Origin of the sequence: Chryseobacterium sp. YIM B08800 (assembly GCF_026163565.1) — a bacterium.
Classification (GTDB): domain Bacteria; phylum Bacteroidota; class Bacteroidia; order Flavobacteriales; family Weeksellaceae; genus Chryseobacterium.
This window is the reverse complement of record NZ_JAPDKN010000006.1, coordinates 25963-45067: the sequence shown is the minus strand read 5'-3', so window position 1 is coordinate 45067 and position 19105 is coordinate 25963. Positions and strand designations below refer to the sequence as shown.

Annotated in this window: 19 protein-coding genes; all 19 read left to right on the top strand. The window is 29.6% G+C overall.

Annotated elements, in window-relative coordinates:
* Nucleotides 1-16: 16 nt before the first annotated feature.
* The 19 genes from OEW74_RS03300 (at nt 17) to OEW74_RS03210 (ending at nt 19089) form a co-directional block, all read left to right on the top strand.
* A complete protein-coding gene (locus OEW74_RS03300) occupies nt 17-1150 on the top strand; it encodes a glycosyltransferase family 4 protein (RefSeq protein WP_265427136.1) in 1134 nt (377 codons plus the stop codon).
* Nucleotides 1147-2181 (top strand): polysaccharide biosynthesis protein, encoded by a 1035-nt coding sequence (locus OEW74_RS03295; protein ID WP_265427135.1) that lies wholly within the window; start codon nt 1147-1149, stop codon nt 2179-2181. Before OEW74_RS03300 ends, OEW74_RS03295 begins: the two co-directional genes overlap by 4 nt.
* 46 nt (nt 2182-2227) lie before the next feature.
* Nucleotides 2228-2584, top strand: coding sequence for a four helix bundle protein (locus tag OEW74_RS03290; RefSeq protein ID WP_416207896.1), 357 nt, complete (start codon nt 2228-2230; stop codon nt 2582-2584).
* Nucleotides 2584-3030: a WxcM-like domain-containing protein gene (locus OEW74_RS03285; RefSeq protein ID WP_265427134.1), complete on the top strand. Its 447-nt coding sequence runs from the start codon at nt 2584-2586 to the stop codon at nt 3028-3030. Before OEW74_RS03290 ends, OEW74_RS03285 begins: the two co-directional genes overlap by 1 nt.
* A 92-nt stretch (nt 3031-3122) precedes the next feature.
* The gene (locus OEW74_RS03280) at nt 3123-4274 is read left to right on the top strand and encodes an NAD-dependent epimerase/dehydratase family protein (RefSeq protein ID WP_265427133.1); all 1152 of its coding nucleotides are present in this window, start codon (nt 3123-3125) and stop codon (nt 4272-4274) included.
* Between the two features lie 58 nt (nt 4275-4332).
* Nucleotides 4333-4689: a four helix bundle protein gene (locus OEW74_RS03275; RefSeq protein ID WP_265427132.1), complete on the top strand. Its 357-nt coding sequence runs from the start codon at nt 4333-4335 to the stop codon at nt 4687-4689.
* 59 nt (nt 4690-4748) lie between these two features.
* Nucleotides 4749-5888, top strand: a complete 1140-nt coding sequence (gene wecB / locus OEW74_RS03270) for a non-hydrolyzing UDP-N-acetylglucosamine 2-epimerase (RefSeq protein ID WP_265427180.1) — start codon at nt 4749-4751, stop codon at nt 5886-5888.
* 6 nt (nt 5889-5894) lie between these two features.
* Nucleotides 5895-7088 carry a glycosyltransferase family 4 protein gene (locus tag OEW74_RS03265; protein ID WP_265427131.1) on the top strand — a complete coding sequence of 398 codons (1194 nt, stop codon included), beginning with the start codon at nt 5895-5897 and terminating at the stop codon, nt 7086-7088.
* A gap of 2 nt (nt 7089-7090) precedes the next feature.
* Nucleotides 7091-7696: a sugar transferase gene (locus OEW74_RS03260; RefSeq protein WP_265427130.1), complete on the top strand. Its 606-nt coding sequence runs from the start codon at nt 7091-7093 to the stop codon at nt 7694-7696.
* 8 nt (nt 7697-7704) lie between these two features.
* Nucleotides 7705-8310 carry an acetyltransferase gene (locus OEW74_RS03255; RefSeq protein ID WP_265427129.1) on the top strand — a complete coding sequence of 202 codons (606 nt, stop codon included), beginning with the start codon at nt 7705-7707 and terminating at the stop codon, nt 8308-8310.
* A 22-nt stretch (nt 8311-8332) separates the two neighbouring features.
* Nucleotides 8333-9466: an aminotransferase class I/II-fold pyridoxal phosphate-dependent enzyme gene (locus tag OEW74_RS03250; protein ID WP_265427128.1), complete on the top strand. Its 1134-nt coding sequence runs from the start codon at nt 8333-8335 to the stop codon at nt 9464-9466.
* Nucleotides 9467-9699: 233 nt separating this feature from the next.
* Nucleotides 9700-10266: a sugar transferase gene (locus OEW74_RS03245; protein ID WP_265427127.1), complete on the top strand. Its 567-nt coding sequence runs from the start codon at nt 9700-9702 to the stop codon at nt 10264-10266.
* Nucleotides 10267-10547: 281 nt separating this feature from the next.
* The gene (locus OEW74_RS03240; RefSeq protein WP_265427126.1) at nt 10548-12899 is read left to right on the top strand and encodes a GumC family protein; all 2352 of its coding nucleotides are present in this window, start codon (nt 10548-10550) and stop codon (nt 12897-12899) included.
* Between the two features lie 11 nt (nt 12900-12910).
* Nucleotides 12911-14392 (top strand): flippase, encoded by a 1482-nt coding sequence (locus OEW74_RS03235; protein WP_265427125.1) that lies wholly within the window; start codon nt 12911-12913, stop codon nt 14390-14392.
* 2 nt (nt 14393-14394) lie between these two features.
* Nucleotides 14395-15567 (top strand): EpsG family protein, encoded by a 1173-nt coding sequence (locus tag OEW74_RS03230; RefSeq protein WP_265427124.1) that lies wholly within the window; start codon nt 14395-14397, stop codon nt 15565-15567.
* 17 nt (nt 15568-15584) lie between these two features.
* Nucleotides 15585-16445, top strand: coding sequence for a glycosyltransferase (locus tag OEW74_RS03225; protein WP_265427123.1), 861 nt, complete (start codon nt 15585-15587; stop codon nt 16443-16445).
* A 4-nt stretch (nt 16446-16449) separates the two neighbouring features.
* Complete coding sequence (locus tag OEW74_RS03220; protein ID WP_265427122.1) at nt 16450-17313, top strand: glycosyltransferase; 864 nt, start codon at nt 16450-16452, stop codon at nt 17311-17313.
* A 23-nt stretch (nt 17314-17336) separates the two neighbouring features.
* A complete protein-coding gene (locus OEW74_RS03215; protein ID WP_265427121.1) occupies nt 17337-18038 on the top strand; it encodes a glycosyltransferase in 702 nt (233 codons plus the stop codon).
* Nucleotides 18039-18069: 31 nt separating this feature from the next.
* Nucleotides 18070-19089, top strand: a complete 1020-nt coding sequence (locus OEW74_RS03210) for an NAD-dependent epimerase/dehydratase family protein (RefSeq protein WP_265427120.1) — start codon at nt 18070-18072, stop codon at nt 19087-19089.
* Nucleotides 19090-19105: the final 16 nt, after the last annotated feature.

The following is a 19105-nucleotide window of genomic DNA, read 5'->3' as shown; positions in this document are numbered from 1 at the left end:
TTATAAATTATTGAAAATGATTTTAGGAATAGATGCTTCGAATATTAGAGCAGGTGGTGGTTTAACACATCTAAAAGAAATTATTAAATGTGGAAACCCAGAAAAATTTGGTATTAATAAAGTAATTGTTTGGTCAAATGATAATACTTTAAAATCAATACCTGATAATACTTGGTTAGTGAAAAGAACTCACCCTTATCTCAACAAATCATCATTTTGGTCTTTCGTATTTCAAATTTTTATTCTCTCAAATAAAGCAAAAAAAGAAAATTGTAATCTTCTTTTCGTACCTGGTGGAACCTTTTTAGGTACATTTAGAAAGATTGTATCAATGAGTCAGAACATGTTGCCATTTGAAAAGTTGGAACAAAACAGATTTACAGATTGGAAAACAAGATTAAGATTTCAAGTACTTTATTTCACTCAATCAATAACCTTAAAAAAATCAAAAGCAGTTATTTTTTTAACGAGCTATGCAAAAAACTACATAATTAAAAAAATCAAATTAAAGAACAGAAACGAAATTATTCCTCATGGTATTAATCTGAACTTTCTTAATGAGCCAAAAACACAGAATCCTTTAAGTTTTTATTCAAAAACACAACCTTTTAAATTATTATATGTTTCGATTGTTACTGTTTATAAACATCAATGGAATGTCGCTGAAGCTGTAATTAGGTTAAGTAAAGAGGGATATCCTTTGGAGTTGGATTTAGTGGGTGATTTTATAAATGATTCCTTAGAAAAAGTAAACAAAATTAAAAGTACAGATAAATACAATTGTATTAATTATAAAGGCTTAATTCCTTATGAGGAACTTGCATCTATTTATAAGAATGCGGACGGTTTTATTTTTGCGTCTTCATGTGAAAATATGCCTATAATTCTAATTGAAGCTATGACAGCCGGTTTACCTATTTCGTCATCTAATATGGGACCCATGCCAGAAGTACTAAAAGATGGAGGATTCTATTTTGATCCTTTAGATGTTGATTCCATTTATTTGGCATTAAAAGAAATGTTAGATAATGAGAAACTTCGTCAACAAAAATCGTTAATTTCATACAATAATTCAATTTCATATACTTGGAAAGAATGCTCTGATAAGACTTTCTATTTTTTATCTACAATAGCAAACAATCATAAATGAAAATAAAAAATAAAACCCTTTTAATTACAGGTGGTACCGGCTCATTCGGCACAGCTGTTCTCAACCGTTTTTTACAAACAGACCACTTTAAAGAAATCCGTATATTCTCACGAGATGAGAAAAAACAGGACGATATGAGAAACTTATACAAAAACGATAAAATAAAATATTATATCGGTGATGTAAGAGATTTTACAAGTGTAGAACCTGCAACAAGAGGTGTAGATTATATTTTTCACGCAGCTGCCCTGAAACAAGTACCTTCTTGTGAATTTTTCCCGATGCAGGCTGTGAAAACGAATGTAGAAGGAACTCAAAATGTTATTCGTGCAGCGGCAGCAAATAAAGTGAAAAAAGTAATTTGCTTATCAACCGATAAAGCAGCATATCCTATCAATGCAATGGGAATCTCCAAAGCGATGATGGAGAAAGTAGCAGTTGCAGAAGCTAGAAATCTTACAGATACTGTTGTTTGTCTTACACGTTACGGAAATGTGATGGCTTCAAGAGGGTCTGTAATCCCATTATTTTTAAATCAGATTCAAAAAGGAGAAGCCATTACAATAACTGATCCCAATATGTCAAGATTTTTCATGTCGTTGGATGATGCTGTTGATTTGGTTTTATTTGCTTTTGAAAATGCAAACCCGGGAGATTTATTTGTGAACAAAGCTCCTGCAGGAAGTATTGGTGATTTGGCGCAAGCTTTAATTGAATTGACTGGTAAAGAAGTTCCCGTGAAAGTAATCGGAACCCGTCATGGAGAAAAATTGTACGAAACACTTTGCACCCGTGAAGAAATGATTAAAGCGGAAGATATGGGAGATTTCTATCGTGTACCTGCAGATAATCGTGATTTGAACTATGCAAAATACTTCTCAGAAGGCGAAGAAGATGTTTCAAAAATCGAAGATTACCATTCTCATAATACCGAACAACAAGGAGTAGAAGGCTTAAAAAAACTGATTTCTACTTTACCCCTTATCCGAAAAGAAGTTTTCGGGGAAGATGTAATGCAATATCCTTATTAGGGATTGGAGATTAGAATTTAGGAATTAGAAAATTGAAAATAGGATAATGACGCATAAGGATTTAGAGGTTTGGCAAAAAGCAATTGCTTTGGTAACCGATATTTATAATCAAACAGCCAGCTTCCCTAAAGAGGAGATGTATGGTCTGGTTAGTCAGCTTAGACGTTCTGCTGTTTCAATACCTAGTAATATTGCTGAAGGAGCAGCTCGTCAGTCAAATAAAGAATATATTCAATTTTTATATGTAGCTCTTGGAAGTTTAATGGAATTAGATACCCAATTAATTATAGCAAAAAATATCAATTTTATTTCTGAAGAATCTCTAATAGAACTTCAACTCAAAATGGAAGAGATAGGAAAAATGCTGAATGGATTAATAAAATATCGTAAAACAAAACTCTAATGTCTAATTCCCAATACCCAACCCCTAATCCCAAATATCTGGAAGGAAAGAAACATCAGGATGAAAGAGGAGTCATCACTTACAACAATGATTTTGATGCTTCACAAATAAAAAGAATTTACACGATTGAAAATCATTCAACGGATTTTATTCGAGGTTGGCAAGGGCATAAAATAGAACAACGATGGTTTGCCTGTATGAAAGGAAGTTTTGAGATTTCTGTGATTGTGGTAGATGATTTCACAAATCCTTCAAAAAATTTAATAATTCAGAAATATCTTTTGACGGATGATGTCTTAACTTACCTTCATATTCCGTCGGGTTGCATTACAGCAATTCAAGCGAAAGAAGATGGAAGTAAATTGTTGGTTTTAGCCGATTATGAATTGGGAGAAATCAATGATGAATATAGATTTGACTTGAATTATTTTGAAAGTTGTAATTAGTAATTAGTAACAAGTAATTGGTAATTTGTAACAAGTTATTAGTAAAAGAGAAACATGAAAAAATAATACAATTAATAAAAAGGATAAAGAATATGGCTCAGTCACCAATCACCAGTTCCCAATCACTAAAGAAAATTGGAATTACCGGTCAGAATGGTTTTGTTGGAAAACATTTATATAACACTTTAGGATTATTTCCTGAAGAATTTCAGAGAATAGATTTTCAGAAAGAATATTTTGAAAATGATAGCAAATTAGATGAATTTGTAGCTCAATGCGATGTTATTATCCATTTGGCGGCAATGAACCGTCACGAAAGCGAACAGTTTATCTATGAAACCAATGTAGGTTTGGCCCAAAAATTAGTTGATTCTTTGAAAAGAACCGATTCAAAAGCTCACGTTATGATTTCCTCTTCTACTCAGGAAGAAAGAGATAATCTGTACGGAAAATCAAAAAAAGAAGGAAGAGAAACTTTAGCAAATTGGGCAAATGAAAACGGTGGAAAAATTACAGGATTAATTATTCCGAATGTATTTGGAGCTTTCGGTAAACCATTCTACAATTCATTTATTGCTACATTCTGCCATCAATTAACGCATGGCGAAACGCCAACCATTGCCAATGACGGCGAAGTGAAATTAATTTACGTTCAGGAATTGGTTGAAACTATTATTAATGAAATAAGAGAAGAAAATAGCAAACCTGAATTTCTTGTCGAAGCTACTACTGCCAAAAAAGTTTCTGAAGTTTTAGCATTATTAAATGATTATAAAACTAAATATTTCGACGGTGGAGAAATTCCTGTGATTAATGATACATTTGAACATAATTTGTTTAATACCTATCGTTCTTATATCGATTACAAAACCCATTATCCTGTAAAATTTACCCAACATACAGATCCTCGCGGAGCTTTTGTTGAGGTCATTCGTTTAGGAATAGGAGGTCAATGTTCATTTTCAACCACAGTTCCGGGAATTACTAGAGGAAACCATTATCATACAAGAAAAATTGAACGTTTTGCGGTGATTAAAGGAAAAGCTTTAATTCAGTTAAGAAAAATAGATACCGATGAAGTTTTAGATTTTTATCTTGACGGAAACGAGCCTGCTTATGTAGATATGCCGATTTGGTACACTCACAACATCAAAAATATAGGAGAAGAAGAATTATATACCATTTTCTGGATTAATGAAGCATTCAACCCCGAAAATGCAGATACTTATTTTCTGGAAGTGTAGATTGGTAATTTGTAATTAGTAACTGGTAATTAGTAATTTGTAAAATGTAATTTGAGATATGAAAACACATAAAGATTTAGATGCTTGGAAGTTTAGTGTTGATTTAGTTACTATAATTTATGAATTAACAAAAGATTTTCCTAAAGATGAAATCTTTGGTTTGACCAATCAGATAAGAAGAGCTACTGTATCGATACCGAGTAATATAGCAGAAGGTGCAGCAAGAAATTCTACAAAGGAATTTATACAGTTCTTATATATTTCGCTAGGCAGTCAGCAGGAGATAGATACTCAGCTATTAATTGCTAAAAATCTGAAATATATATCGGAAGAAAAATATGCTGAAATTGTTTTAAAAATAGAAACAGTAGGAAAACTGTTAAATGGATTAATAAAATATTTAAAATCAAAATGACAAATAATTCACAACCAATAACTAATCACCAATCACCAATCACCAATCACCAATCACCAATTACTAAACTAAAAGTAATGACGGTTGTAGGAACCCGTCCCGAAATTATAAGATTATCACGAGTTTTAGACGCATTGGATGCTTCTGAAGCTGTAGAACATATCATCGTTCATACCGGACAAAATTATGATTACGAATTAAACCAAATCTTTTTTGAAGATTTAGGACTTCGTAAACCGGATTATTTCTTAGAAGCTGCAGGAAAAACAGCTACAGAAACCGTAGGGAATATTTTGATTAAAATAGATCCTTTATTAGAAGAATTAAAACCGGATGCGTTTTTAGTTTTAGGAGACACCAATTCATGTTTGTGTGCAATTCCGGCGAAGAAAAGACACATTCCTATTTTCCATATGGAAGCTGGAAACAGATGTTTTGACCAGAGAGTTCCGGAAGAAACCAACCGTAAAATTGTAGATCATACTTCAGATATTAATTTAACGTATTCAGATATTGCAAGAGAATATCTTTTAAGAGAAGGGCTTCCTGCGGACAGAATTATCAAAACAGGTTCGCCAATGTTTGAAGTTTTGAATCATTATTTACCACAAATTGATGCTTCTGATGTTTTAAATAAATTAAACTTAGAAGAAGGTAAATTTTTTGTAGTATCATCACACAGAGAAGAAAATATCAATTCTGAGAAAAATTTCAGAGGATTAATGGCTTCTTTGAATGCTATTGCCGAGAAATATCAATATCCGATTATTGTTTCTACGCATCCACGTACACAGAATATGATTGACAAGATGCAGATCGAGATGCGTCCTGAAATTCAGTTTTTAAAACCACTTGGTTTCCATGACTATAATGCTTTGCAGAAAAGAGCATATGCTGTACTTTCAGATTCAGGGACAATTTCAGAAGAATCATCAATTTTAAATTTCAGAGCGTTAAACATCCGTCAAGCGCACGAAAGACCTGAAGCAATGGAAGAGGCGAGTGTAATGATGGTGGGGCTTTCACCTGAACGTATTTTACAGGGGTTAACGCAGGTTTTACAGCAAAAAGTAGGAGCAGAAAGGAATTTCAGACAAGTTGCGGATTATTCGATGCCAAATGTTTCGGAGAAAGTAGTAAGGATTATTATTTCTTACACAGATTATATTAAAAGGACTGTTTGGTCTGAGGAAATTTAAGATAGAATGAACGTTATTTTTTTGACTTTAGTTGAAATTAATTCTATTGAAGATCGTGGTATTTATCAGGATTTGTTACGAAAATTTCGTAATGAAGGTCATGATGTTACCATTGTAACTCCTGTAGAAAGACGACGAAAAATCTCTACTAACTTTAGTGAAAAAGAAGGTGTTTCCATTCTTCAGGTAAAAACACTCAATATTCAGAAAACAAATATTATAGAAAAAGGAATTGGGACTCTTGCTATAGAATATCAATATCTTTCGGCAATTAAAAAATATACTTCAAACAAAAAATTTGATTTAGTTCTGTATTCTACGCCACCAATTACCTTCGCAAAGGTGATTGAGTTTGTAAAGAAAAGGGATGGTGCAAAGTCTTATCTTCTATTAAAAGATATATTTCCACAAAACGCTGTTGATATGAATATGCTTAAACAAGGAGGTTTTTTACATAAACAGTTTTTAAAAAAGGAAAAAAAATTATATCAGATATCAGATACAATTGGCTGTATGTCTCCGGCAAATGTAGATTTTGTCTTGAAATATAATCCTGAAATCAGAAATAGTAAAGTTGAGGTTAATCCTAATACGATTGAACCTGTTGCTTTTAACTATTCTGATGAGCAGAAAAAAGCAATTAGAGAAAAATATAAGATTGCTATTGATAAAAAAGTTTTTGTGTACGGTGGAAACTTGGGTAAGCCACAAGGATTAGATTTTTTATTGGAAACTATTGAAAATACTAAATATGATGAGGTATTTTTCCTTATTGTAGGGAACGGAACAGAATTCCCCAAAATTGAAAAATGGTTTAAAGATAATAATCCTAAAAATGCAAAACTTTTGCATAAACTTCCAAAAGAAGATTATGACCATCTTTTGGCTGCTTGTGATGTTGGTTTGATTTTTTTAGATCAAAATTTTAAGATTCCAAATTTTCCTTCGAGGTTATTATCATATTTAGAAATGAAAATCCCAGTAATGGTAGCTACAGACCCAAATACAGATATTGGTAATATTATCGAAGAAGCAAAATGTGGTTATAAGGTAATGGCAGGAGATCAGAACGAAATGCAACAGAAGTTGGAGTCATTACTGAATGATGATTTACAAAAGTTAGGGGAGAATGCCGAGAAATTATTAAAGAACGAGTATTTGGTCGATAGATCTTATAAATTGATTTTTGAAAAAATATAAAGATGTACAAAAATTTTGTAAAAAGATTGATTGATTTTGTAGCAGCTTTTGCCGGTTTATTGATTTTAAGCCCTGTTTTTATTGTTGTAACAATAGGTTTGTATTTTGCAAATCAGGGCAAGCCATTTTTTTTCCAGCGTCGTCCTGGTAAAAACGAAAAGATCTTTAGCATCATCAAATTCAAAACAATGAATGATAAGAAAGATGCGGATGGAAATTTGCTTTCGGATGCAGAAAGACTTACCCCGATCGGAGCTTTTGTACGAAAAACATCTTTAGATGAGATACCTCAGCTTATCAATGTTTTAAAAGGAGATATGTCTTTGATAGGACCTCGTCCTTTATTACCTCAATATTTACCTTTGTATAATGATGCTCAGAAAAGACGCCATTTAGTGCGACCTGGTATAACGGGTTGGGCACAGGTAAACGGAAGAAATGCTATTTCATGGACAAAAAAATTCGAATTAGACATTTGGTATGTTGATCATATTTCTTTTACAACAGATTTAAAAGTCTTTTTTACGACTTTTAAAAAAGTTTTTAAAAGTGAAGGGATTTCACAAGAAGGTCAAGTGACAACAGAAGCGTTTAACGGTAATAATTAAAAAATAGTATGTATTTATACGGCGCGAGCGGACATGGAAAAGTAATTGCAGAAATTGCAGAAGAATGCAACATAAAAATAGATGCTTTTATTGATTTTGACTTATCTAAAAATCATCTTTTGGATTATAATGTAATTCATAAAGTACCGACCGAAAATATTGAAGCAATTATTTCTATAGGAAGTAATCGTGTCAGAAGGAATATTGTAGCACAATATAAAAATTTTAGTTACACAAAGTTATTTCATCCAAAAGCATTCATTTCAAAACGAGCAAGCATTGGCGTGGGTACCGTTGTAATGGCAGGTTCTACAATAAATTCTCACACAATTATTGGAGAACATTGTATAGTCAACACGAATTCATCAATTGATCACGATTGTACTTTAGAAGATTTTGTACATATCTCACCAAATGTTTCATTAGCCGGTGATGTTTTTGTGGGGTTCGCCTCACATATTGGTATCGGTGCATGTGTAATACAAGGAATAAGAATTGGAAAATGGTGTACTATAGGTGCCGGCGCTGTGATTATTAGAGATATTCCTGATGGATGTGTTGTTGCAGGTAACCCGGGAAAAATTTTAAAAACAAAGGATATAACTGAATTTTAGTTAAAACAATTTACAAAAATATATGAACACAAAAATATGGCTTTCTTCCCCACACATGGGTGGAAACGAGCAAAAATATGTTAACGAGGCATTCGATGCAAACTGGGTAGCGCCTTTAGGACCTAATGTAGACGGTTTCGAAAAAGATTTAGAAATATTTTTAAATCAAGATGTAAAAGTAGCTGCGCTTTCTGCAGGTACAGCGGCGTTACATTTAGCTTTAATAGAATGTGGAGTAGAATATGGTGATGAAGTAATTTGTCAGTCAATGACATTTTCAGCCTCTGCAAACCCCATTGCTTACTGCGGGGCAACTCCGTTTTTCATAGACTCAGAAAAAGATACCTGGAATATGTGTCCGGTTGCTTTAGAAGAAGCAATTTCAGATAGAATTTCAAAAGGCAAAAAGCCAAAAGCGATTGTTGTCGTTCATTTGTACGGAATGCCTGCAAAAATGGATGAAATTACTGCTATCGCTGAAAAATATGAAATTCCTGTGATTGAAGATGCTGCAGAAGCATTAGGTTCGACTTATAAAGGAAAAGCTTGTGGAGCATTTGGTCGTTTTGGTATTTTGTCTTTTAACGGAAACAAGATTATTACAACTTCTGGAGGTGGAGCCTTGGTTTGCCATACTCAAGAAGATAAAGATAAAGCCGTATTTTTATCAACACAGGCAAGAGATAATGCTCCTCACTATCAACATTCTCATATAGGATATAATTACCGAATGAGCAATATTGTTGCAGGAATTGGTCGTGGTCAAATGGAAGTTCTAAACGATAGAGTAGAAGCCCGAAGAAAAATGCATGATTTTTATGTTGAGGTTTTTAAAAATATTGAAGGCGTAAAGGTTTTCTCAGAACCTAATGAAAATTATTATTCCAATCATTGGCTATCGGCAATTGTAATTGATGAAAGTATAGTTGGGAAAAATCGTGAGGGTTTAAGATTGGCTTTTCTTGAAGATAATATAGAATCAAGGCCTCTTTGGAAACCTATGCATTTACAGCCAGTTTTTGCAAATGCCCCATATTATGGTACGGATGTGGCTGAGAAATTATTCGATGATGGTTTGTGTCTTCCTTCTGGGTCAAACCTTACTGATGATGATAGAGAAAGAATTGAAAAAGCAATTAGAAAATTTTTCTCTTAATTAATAGAGGTAACTCTCTTTTTCCAAAATTAAGTAAAATTAATACTAGAATAAAAAACTATGCTGCTTATTTTCATATGAAAGTAAGCAGTTTTTCTTATTGACTATCAGTTTTTTATGTAATATGAACGAATATTTAACCCCATAGTATCCACTCGGGGCTCTAATTCCAAAATTCGCATTTACAAAAAATCAACTTCTTTCCCTATATTTACGCTTCAGTTTAGTTACCGATGAAAAAATACCCATGGTGGAAAGCTTTTATGGACTACGGATTAAGTTTCGTAGGTATTGTTGTTTTGCTACCTGTTTTTTTTGTTTTAATAATTCTGGCTTCTTTAGATACAGGGTTTCCGGGGGTTTTTAAGCAGGAAAGAGTAGGCAGATTCGGTAATATTTTCGTTATTTATAAATTCAGAACTTATCATGTTAAAGACCATACAAAGTCCTTTTTTGGTAAATGGATGAGAAAAACTAAGCTTGATGAATTACCTCAGCTATTCAATATTCTCAAGGGAGATATGTCTTTAGTGGGACCAAGACCAGATATTTCCGGATATTATGATAAATTGAAGAACGAAGACCAATTGATACTTAATTTAAAACCGGGACTAACGAGTGAAGCCGGAGTTAAATATAGAAACGAAGAAGAAATTTTAAACCAACAGGAAAATCCATTGCAATATAATGATGAAATTCTTTTTCCTGAAAAAGTGAAAATGAACCTTGAGTATTATCATCGGCTTTCTTTTAAAAATGATATGTATATTTTACTTAAAACTTTTTTAGCTTTAAGATAATGGTGCTTAATAAAAAGTTGAGACTAGATATTTATGCTGGAATTAGGGCGACACGACCAGTATATAAAGAGCGGTGTGACGGAGTATAAAGTTGAATAATAGTGGAGAAGTGATCATACAAGAATTGGAATAATAAAACCTATGAAATAAAAAAAATGTGAATATTTAGATGAAAAAGTAGTAAGTTAGAATAATAATAAAAGCTTATTTGTAAAAATAAATATATATTTGCAGATTTCAAATGTAATTGAAATAACGTAATTGAATGATAATCCGGAAAGATGGATAAAAAGTACTTAAAAGAAGAAACTGAAGTAAAAGAAATTATTGCTCCTTATATAAAAAATTGGAAATATTTTGTAGGCATAACCTTCCTAATGCTGATTTTGGCAATTTATAATATAAAATCTACCACTCCGGTTTATAAAACTCAAACATCAGTATTAATAAAAGATGCGAAAAAAATGTCTTCAGCATCTGGTGATTTTGGTGTTCTTCAAAGTCTAGGCGCATTTACAGGAATGGGGACCAATAGTATAGAAAATGAATTGGAAATATTTAAGTCTAGAACTATTATTGAAGATGTTGTAAAACAATATAATTTTCAAACTCCTGTATATGCTAAACAAACTTGGCATGATGTCGAATTATACGGTAAGACCAGTCCATATATTATTAATGTAATTGGAGAGAAACCAGATGAGGAAGGACCAAAAAAGCCCATAAAAATTACTTCTAAGGGAAATGAAATTATACTTTCAAGTAAAGAATGGGAACAAGATATTAAAAGTTCTTTTAATAGAACTATAAGTCTTCCTTTTGCAAATATAATTATTACTAAAAATATTAATTTCCATATTCCTAAAAAGATGGAAATGGACGAGGTATATTTTACTTATGCTAATTTGGAAACTACAATTATTGATTTTCAAGAAGCTTTAAAAGTAGATTTGGTTGATATGGATGCTACAGTTATTGGTTTAGGGGTAGATTTTCAAAATAAAGACAAAGCAAAAGACTTCCTAAATAGTATTGTAAGGCAGTATAATGGATATGCAATTCTAGATAAAAATGTTGAATCAAAAAAAACAAAAGATTTTATTGACAGCAGGATCAGAATAATATCAAAAGAATTAGGGGATGTAGAAACTCAGAAAGAAGATTATAAATCTAGTAATAATATTGTAGATTTACCTACTGAGGCAAAAATTAATCTTCAATTAAAAGAGCAAAGTAAAGCTCAAATATTAGAATTAGGAACTCAACTTGAACTTAATAAAATTCTTCAAAACATTTTATATAAAAAAGGTAACGGAGATGTTTTACCTATTAATATTGGATTAGAAAATGAAGCAGCTGTAAGATCTATACAAGAATATAATACGCTTGTTTTACAGAGGAATAAATATTTGGAAAATGCCACTCCTGATAATCCACTTATAAAAGAAGCAAATAAACAAATTGTTGATTTAAAGTCTTCTTTGGCAGAATCTTTACAAAAAAATGCGACTTCCTTAGAATTAGCAAAAAGAAAAGTTGAAACTCAACTGGGAGGTTCTGAACAAATGATTGGTAAAATACCTGCTCAAGAAAAACTATTCAGAAGCATAGAAAGACAGCAGCAGATAAAAGAAAACCTTTATCTGCTACTTTTGCAAAAAAGAGAGGAAGCAGCAATAACAATGGAAATTACAGCAGAAAAAGCGAGGGTAATTGATAAAGCATTTGTAGGTAAGAAGCCTGTTTCACCAAAAAAGATGGTTATTCTGGCAATTTCTCTTGTATTAGGTATCGTAATACCATTCTTATTTATTTATATAAAAGAGCTTTTACAAAGTAAAATAGTTAAAAGGAATGATCTTAGTAAGCTCACTGAGATTCCGGTAATCGCAGAGATTCCTAGATTTCGGAATCAAGAGAATTCGCTTGTAAGCTTTAATGATGTTTCGCCTATGGCGGAAGCATTTAGAATATTTGTAACAAATCTTAAATTTTTATTATCGGTTAAAGATTCTTCAAATGTAATTTTGGTAACTTCATCTGTAAAGGGAGAAGGAAAAACATTTATATCAACCAATTTATCAATTGTTTTAGCTTCATCTCGAGATAAAGTTCTGGTAATTGGAGCTGATATAAGAAACCCGCAATTACAGCGTTACAATCCTGCCATGAAATTAGCGAAAGGATTGACAGAATTTTTGAGCGGAGAAGAAACTAATGTAAATAACATTATTCACCCAAGTGGTTATAATGAAAACTGTGATTTTATATATTCAGGGTCAATTCCTCCTAATCCTACAGATCTTTTGCAGAATGGTAGGTTAAATGAATTGTTATCAATTATTAAATCACAAAATAAATACAAGTATATTGTTTTAGATTCTGCTCCGCTTTTATTAGTTACAGATTCTTTCCTTATTGTAAATGAAAGTGATGCAATTGTATACGTTACAAGATCTGAAGTTACTGAAAAAAGTTATATAGATTTTTTAAATAATTCTATTGAAAGCAATAAGCTTAAAAATGTTGGAATTATTTTAAATGGAGTAAAAGAATCCAACTTTGGATATGGTAATAAATTCGGATATGGCTATCATGCTGAAGAGAAAAAGTGGTGGCAATTCTTCAGATAACTATATATTTTATGCAGATAAATAGTAAAATAAGCAAAGAGCCAAATATAAAAATCAATTTTATTTTAAATGTCTTAAGGGTTCTATCTGCCGTAATACTAGGTATAGTTACGATGCCTTATCTTAATCGTGTTTTAGGAGTAGAATATATTGGGAAAGTAGAGTATGTTTATACTATAATAAATTATTTTGTTTTATTTTCTGCTTTGGGAATTCCAATGTATGGTATCCGTGAAGTGTCCAAAAACAGACATAATAATAAAGAACTTTATAAAATTGTTTTAGAATTATTAATCATATTGTTTATTACAACAATTATATCATATTTTATAATTTTTGCTGTCATTTTACAACTAAGTTTTTTTAATGATTACAAAAATCTGATTATTACGATGACAGGCATGGTATTTTTGAATAATGTAGGATTAGAATGGTATTTTCAAGGGATAGAAAAACAAGGTTTTGTAACTATTAGGTCTTTGATAATCAGGTCTTTGACTATATTTTTGATTTTTCACTTAATTAATGCTCCTACAGATTATAAATCATATGGATTTTTAATAGCCGTATTTAGTTTTTCTGCTAATATTTTAAATTTTATTTTTGTAGGTAATAAAATTTTAAAAGAAAAAATCCCTTTTAGATCTATTAGATTAAAGAGGCATATAAAGCCAATACTTACAATATTTGTAGCAACAATATCAGTAACTATTTATGTCCAGCTGGATAATTTTTTAATAGGTTTTTTTTACGGAGATAAGTACGTAGGTTATTATTCATTAGCAAATAAGTTAATTAGAAATTCTATTGTTTTAATTACAATAATAGGAGCTGTTACACTGCCAAGATTATCATATTTATATACTAATAATATAGAAGAGTATAATAAATATTTATTAAAAACTCTAAATGTTTTGTTTATTTTATCACTTCCATTTTCGAGTTATTTTTTTCTTTTTTCAAAAGGAATAGTTAATATTATGGGCGGAGTTGAATTTGAGCAAACAATTCTTACAATTAAAATTTTGTCACCATTATGTATTATTGTCAGTTTTGCCTATTTTTTAGGTTTTTTAATATTATATCCACAAGGAAAAGAATCTTTATATACTAAGGCTACAATATATTCTGCTGTTTTTAGTGTAATAATTAATTTATTTATTATTAAACTATTTAAACATAATGGTGCAGCATTCACTGCAGTGTTTGTTGAGATTTTAGCTATAATAGTTATGCTTTATTATATAAAGAAAAGAAAATTAGTAAAAAAAATTATGAGTGAAAATTTGAAAAAAATTTTTTTAATTAACAGTGGTTTGCTGCTATTATTTTTATTTATTTTGAATTTTTTTGCATTTAATCAATCCGATATTTTTCTGTTTTTTGCAGCATCCAGTTCGTTTTTTATTGTTTATTTTTTAACTCTTTTAATAAGTAAAGAAGAAATAACTATAGAACTGTTTAGTCGATATGTAATTAAAAATAAAAGTTAGAAATGTTAATATATTCTATTATTTTTATCTTATTACTTTTTGGAGTATTTCATTTTGATTATAAAAAAAATACATTCCTTAGAAACTTTTATTATTTTTTTGTTTTTATAGTTTGTACTTTAATGATGGGATTAAGATACAAAGTTGGTGGAGATTCTTTGACTTATGAGTATATTTACAAATACTTACCCAATATTAATAATTTTTTTCAATATACTTTTAGTGATCATAATGAAAATAACTTTCAACCAAGTTATTTACTGTTTGTAGCTTTGTGTAAAATAATAGATAAAGGGTATTATTTTTATCAGTTTATACATGCGATAATATTTAATGTAGTATTCTTTATGTTTATTAAAAAGTACTCAAAACAACCTTTTACAGCTATATTTATAGCGTATATTTTTATAGTATATTTTTATTTTGGTTATGAAATACAAAGAGAAATGTTTTCTATTTGTTGTTTTTTACTCTCATATAAATATTTTATAAAAAATAAGTGGATACCATATTATTTATTTTGCATAATTGCTTTTAGCTTTCATATCTCAGCTGTATTTCTTTTTTTTCTACCTTTTGCGAAACTCTTAAAGTTAACTAAGAATCTAATTATTTTTTCACTTATAGCCTCAATTCCTATTTTAATAGGGAGGGTAATCTTTATAGATTTTATTAAAATTTTATTAGTAACCGAATCAATGCAAAAAAAAGGAGAAGGATATTCTGAAATAGAATTTAGTATATTGGGAACTATCTTTTTTTACTTTGTTAGAGTAATAGTGTTTATTCCGTTTTTATTTTATTATGCTAAAAATAAGGTTGAAGAAAATCTTTATGATTGGATGTTAATTTTAATTTTATGGATTTCGATCTTATCACAGGTAATGATTGGTTTTGATAGACTAAATAATTATCTTTATATACCGTTAATTGTTTTTATATCTAATTTTTTATATGAGAAATCATTTAAATTTAAATCATATTTTTTAAAGAAAACAGTAATACTAAGCTGCTTTTTATTTCTTTTTAGTATTATTTGGATTAAGTTTTTTACAGCTAATATTGATAATAAATATTTTTTTTATAAAGTGTATTTTCCCTATGAAAGTGTATTAGATAAAAAAAATACGAAAGAACGAGAAATGTATTTGATTAAAATGTGGCGTAAATCATAATATTATTTAATATATCTATGGTAAATTCAATTTTAAATGATATTCAGTTTGTAATAGTTCTTTATAATGAAACGCTTGAAAATAGTGTTAGTTTTAAAGATATTTCTAAATCAGTTAATATGATGGATTTAGAAAGTAAAGTTTCAATTTTTATATATGATAATAGTAAAGAACCCCAAAAAATAAATATTAATAATATTTGGGAATATGAATATTTTCATGATTCAAATAATTCGGGATTAAGCATTGCTTATAATACAGCGGCTGAATTTGCAAAAAAGAAAGAAAAAAAATGGTTGTTTCTTTTGGATCAGGATACTGAATTTCCAAATACTACAATTCAAATATATTTAAAGGCTATTGCTGAAAATACTAATATTTTTTTGTTTGCACCTATATTGAAAGTAAAAACAGGAGAAATTATATCTCCTTATAAATATAGTTTAAAAAGAAGAAAAAGAACCCAAAGCATTCAATCAGGTTTGCAAAAACTTAGTAAAACAGGTCCTGTTAATAGTGGTCTTTGTATTGGACTTAATAGTTTTTTAGCTGTAGATGGATATAATGATAAAGTAAAAGTTGATGGTGCAGATTTTCAGTTTATAGAACGCTATAAAAGGAAATACTCAGAATATTATGTTTTGGATTTAATTGCTTATCAAGATTTATCACTATTTGAAAAAGATTTTCAAAAATTAATATTTAGATATAAAATTTTCTTAAATGATTTATCAGGTTTTGAAAAATTTCAAAAGATAGATTGTTTACTGTTTTTTTTGTATGCAATTAATAGAACTGTAAAATTAACATTACAAACAAAGAAAAGTGATTTTTTAAAATTATTTTTCGCAAAATTTATTTTAAGAAAAAAGATTTGATACTATGAACAAGCATAAAATTCTTTTTAGTATAGTATGTTTTCGGGAAAATTTTAAAAAGACTGAAACTTTTACAGATTTAATATTTTCTTTTAACAATAAGGAAAAAAAAATAGATAAGATAGATAACTCTAATCTGAATATTTTTATTTATGATAATACAGATATAGATGAATGGGATGTTAGCGTACACGAAAATGAATTTGAAAGTGTAAATATTAAATATGAGCATAACAAAAATAATCCAGGAATTTCTTATGCTTACAATCAGATAGCAGATTATGCTTTACAATATGGATATGAATATATTGTTTTTTTGGATCAAGATACTAAATTACCTATAGATTTTTATGAAACATATATAAATTATATTGAAAATAAGAATTTTGAGATTGCTGTACCGATAATAATGACAGGAGATAAAATATTCTCTCCTTCCATTTATACAAACTTTAGATGTAAAAATTTTGATAATATAAATGAAAAAAATTCTTTTTCTAAAAATATTACATGTATTAATTCTGGACTTTTAATAAAAACTGATCTTTTCTTTCTTGTCGGAGGATATAATGAAAAATTGCGCTTAGACTTTTGTGATCATGAATTTATCAACAGAATCTTAAAAGTTGTAGCTCAAATAAATTTAATTCCTATACAGTTACATCAAACTTTTTCTACAGAAACTAATTCAGTAGATAAAGCACTTTTCAGGTATGATATTTTTTTACATGATCTATTTGTGTTTAAAAAGATTAATAACAATAATATAGCCATAAATTTCTTTTTAGATTTGCCTCATCTTATAAGGCTTTCAGCTAAATATAAAACATTGAAATTTTTTACTAAACGAATATTTTGTTTCTTATGATGAGAGAAAACATATCAATATGTATGGCATCATATAATGGGAAAGAGTTTATAAAAGAACAGATAAGTTCCATAATTAGCCAATTAATTCCAGGGGATGAATTAATTATAGTAGATGATGGTTCCAAAGATAATACTGTTCAGATTATAAATGCATTTAAATGTGATTATATAAAAACTTACGAGAATCCTACAAATATCGGTTATGTAAAGACATTCGAAAAAGCACTTTCTTTATCAAAAAACTCTTTTATATGTCTTACTGATCAGGATGATATCTGGATCGAAGACCGGTTAAATAAGCTTTACAAAACTATGAAAAATGAAAAAACTATGTTAGTAGCTTCCAATTTTCAAGTAGATAATAAATCTGATAATAAAGTAAATTTTTTAAAATTAAAAACTCAAAATTCTAAACATTATTTTGGAAATATAAAAAGGATTTTCTTGGGGAAATCCGCTTATTATGGTTGTACAATGATGTTAGACGGCCAACTCTTAAAATCTATTTTGCCTTTTCCAAAGTATATTGAGGCTCATGATTTATGGATTGCTATGAACGCCAATATATTGAAATCAATACATCACTTATCTGATGATACTTTAATTTATAACGTTCATCAAAATAATACTAGCTTAAAAAAAAGGAGTTTTATAAAAAAAATAAAAACCAGATATTATTTTTGTAAGGCATTAATAGATATATTAAAAAGAATAAATAACTAAATTTGTTAAATTTATTTTACAAACAACAATTATGAAAAAAATTATTATACTTGGTGGTGGTGGTTTTATTGGTGGTCATTTAGGGAAAAGGCTTAAAAGTGAAGGAAATCATGTAAGAATATGTGATATTAAAAAGCACGAATACTTCGACCATTCTGAAATATGTGATGAATTTATTGTAGGAGATCTTACTGATCCAGCTGTAGTTAAACTCGTTATAGAAGAGGGTGTTGACGAAGTGTATCAGTTAGCTGCAGATATGGGAGGTGCTTTATATATTTTTACAGGTGAACACGATGCAGATGTTATGCATAATTCAGCAACTATTAATTTAAACGTTGCGAGAGAATGTGTTATAAAAAAAGTAGGAAAAGTTTTTTATTCATCATCAGCTTGTATGTATCCTGAGCACAATCAGCTAGATCCCAACAATCCAAATTGTGAAGAAAGCTCAGCTTATCCTGCAAATCCTGATTCTGAATATGGATGGGAAAAATTATTCTCTGAGAGGCTCTATCTTTCGTATAATAGAAACTATAATTTAGATGTAAGAATTGCCAGATTCCATAATATTTTTGGACCACAAGGAACTTGGGAGGGAGGAAAAGAAAAATCTCCGGCAGCAATGTGCAGAAAAGTAGCAGAAGAAAAAAATGGTGGAAAAATAGAAGTTTGGGGAAATGGAAAGCAAACAAGATCTTTTTTGTATATCGATGAATGTATTGAAGCGGTTTTACGTTTGATGGATTCAGACTTTAGAGATCCAGTTAATATTGGAAGCGAAGAGATGGTTTCAATAAATGAATTAGCTCAAATAGCAATAGATATATCACAGAAAAATTTATCTATAAAGAATTTGGAAGGCGAAGAGTTTTATGCAAAATATGGCTTTAAATGTCCTTTAGGAGTGAAAGGAAGAAATTCTCATAATAAACTATATAAAGAACAAATTGGGTGGGAAGTTTCACAGCCGCTAAGAGTAGGTATGGAAAAGACTTATCAATGGGTTTCTGAACAGGTCTTAAAAAGACAAGAAACTATTTCTATCTAATAATTGCACCAAAACT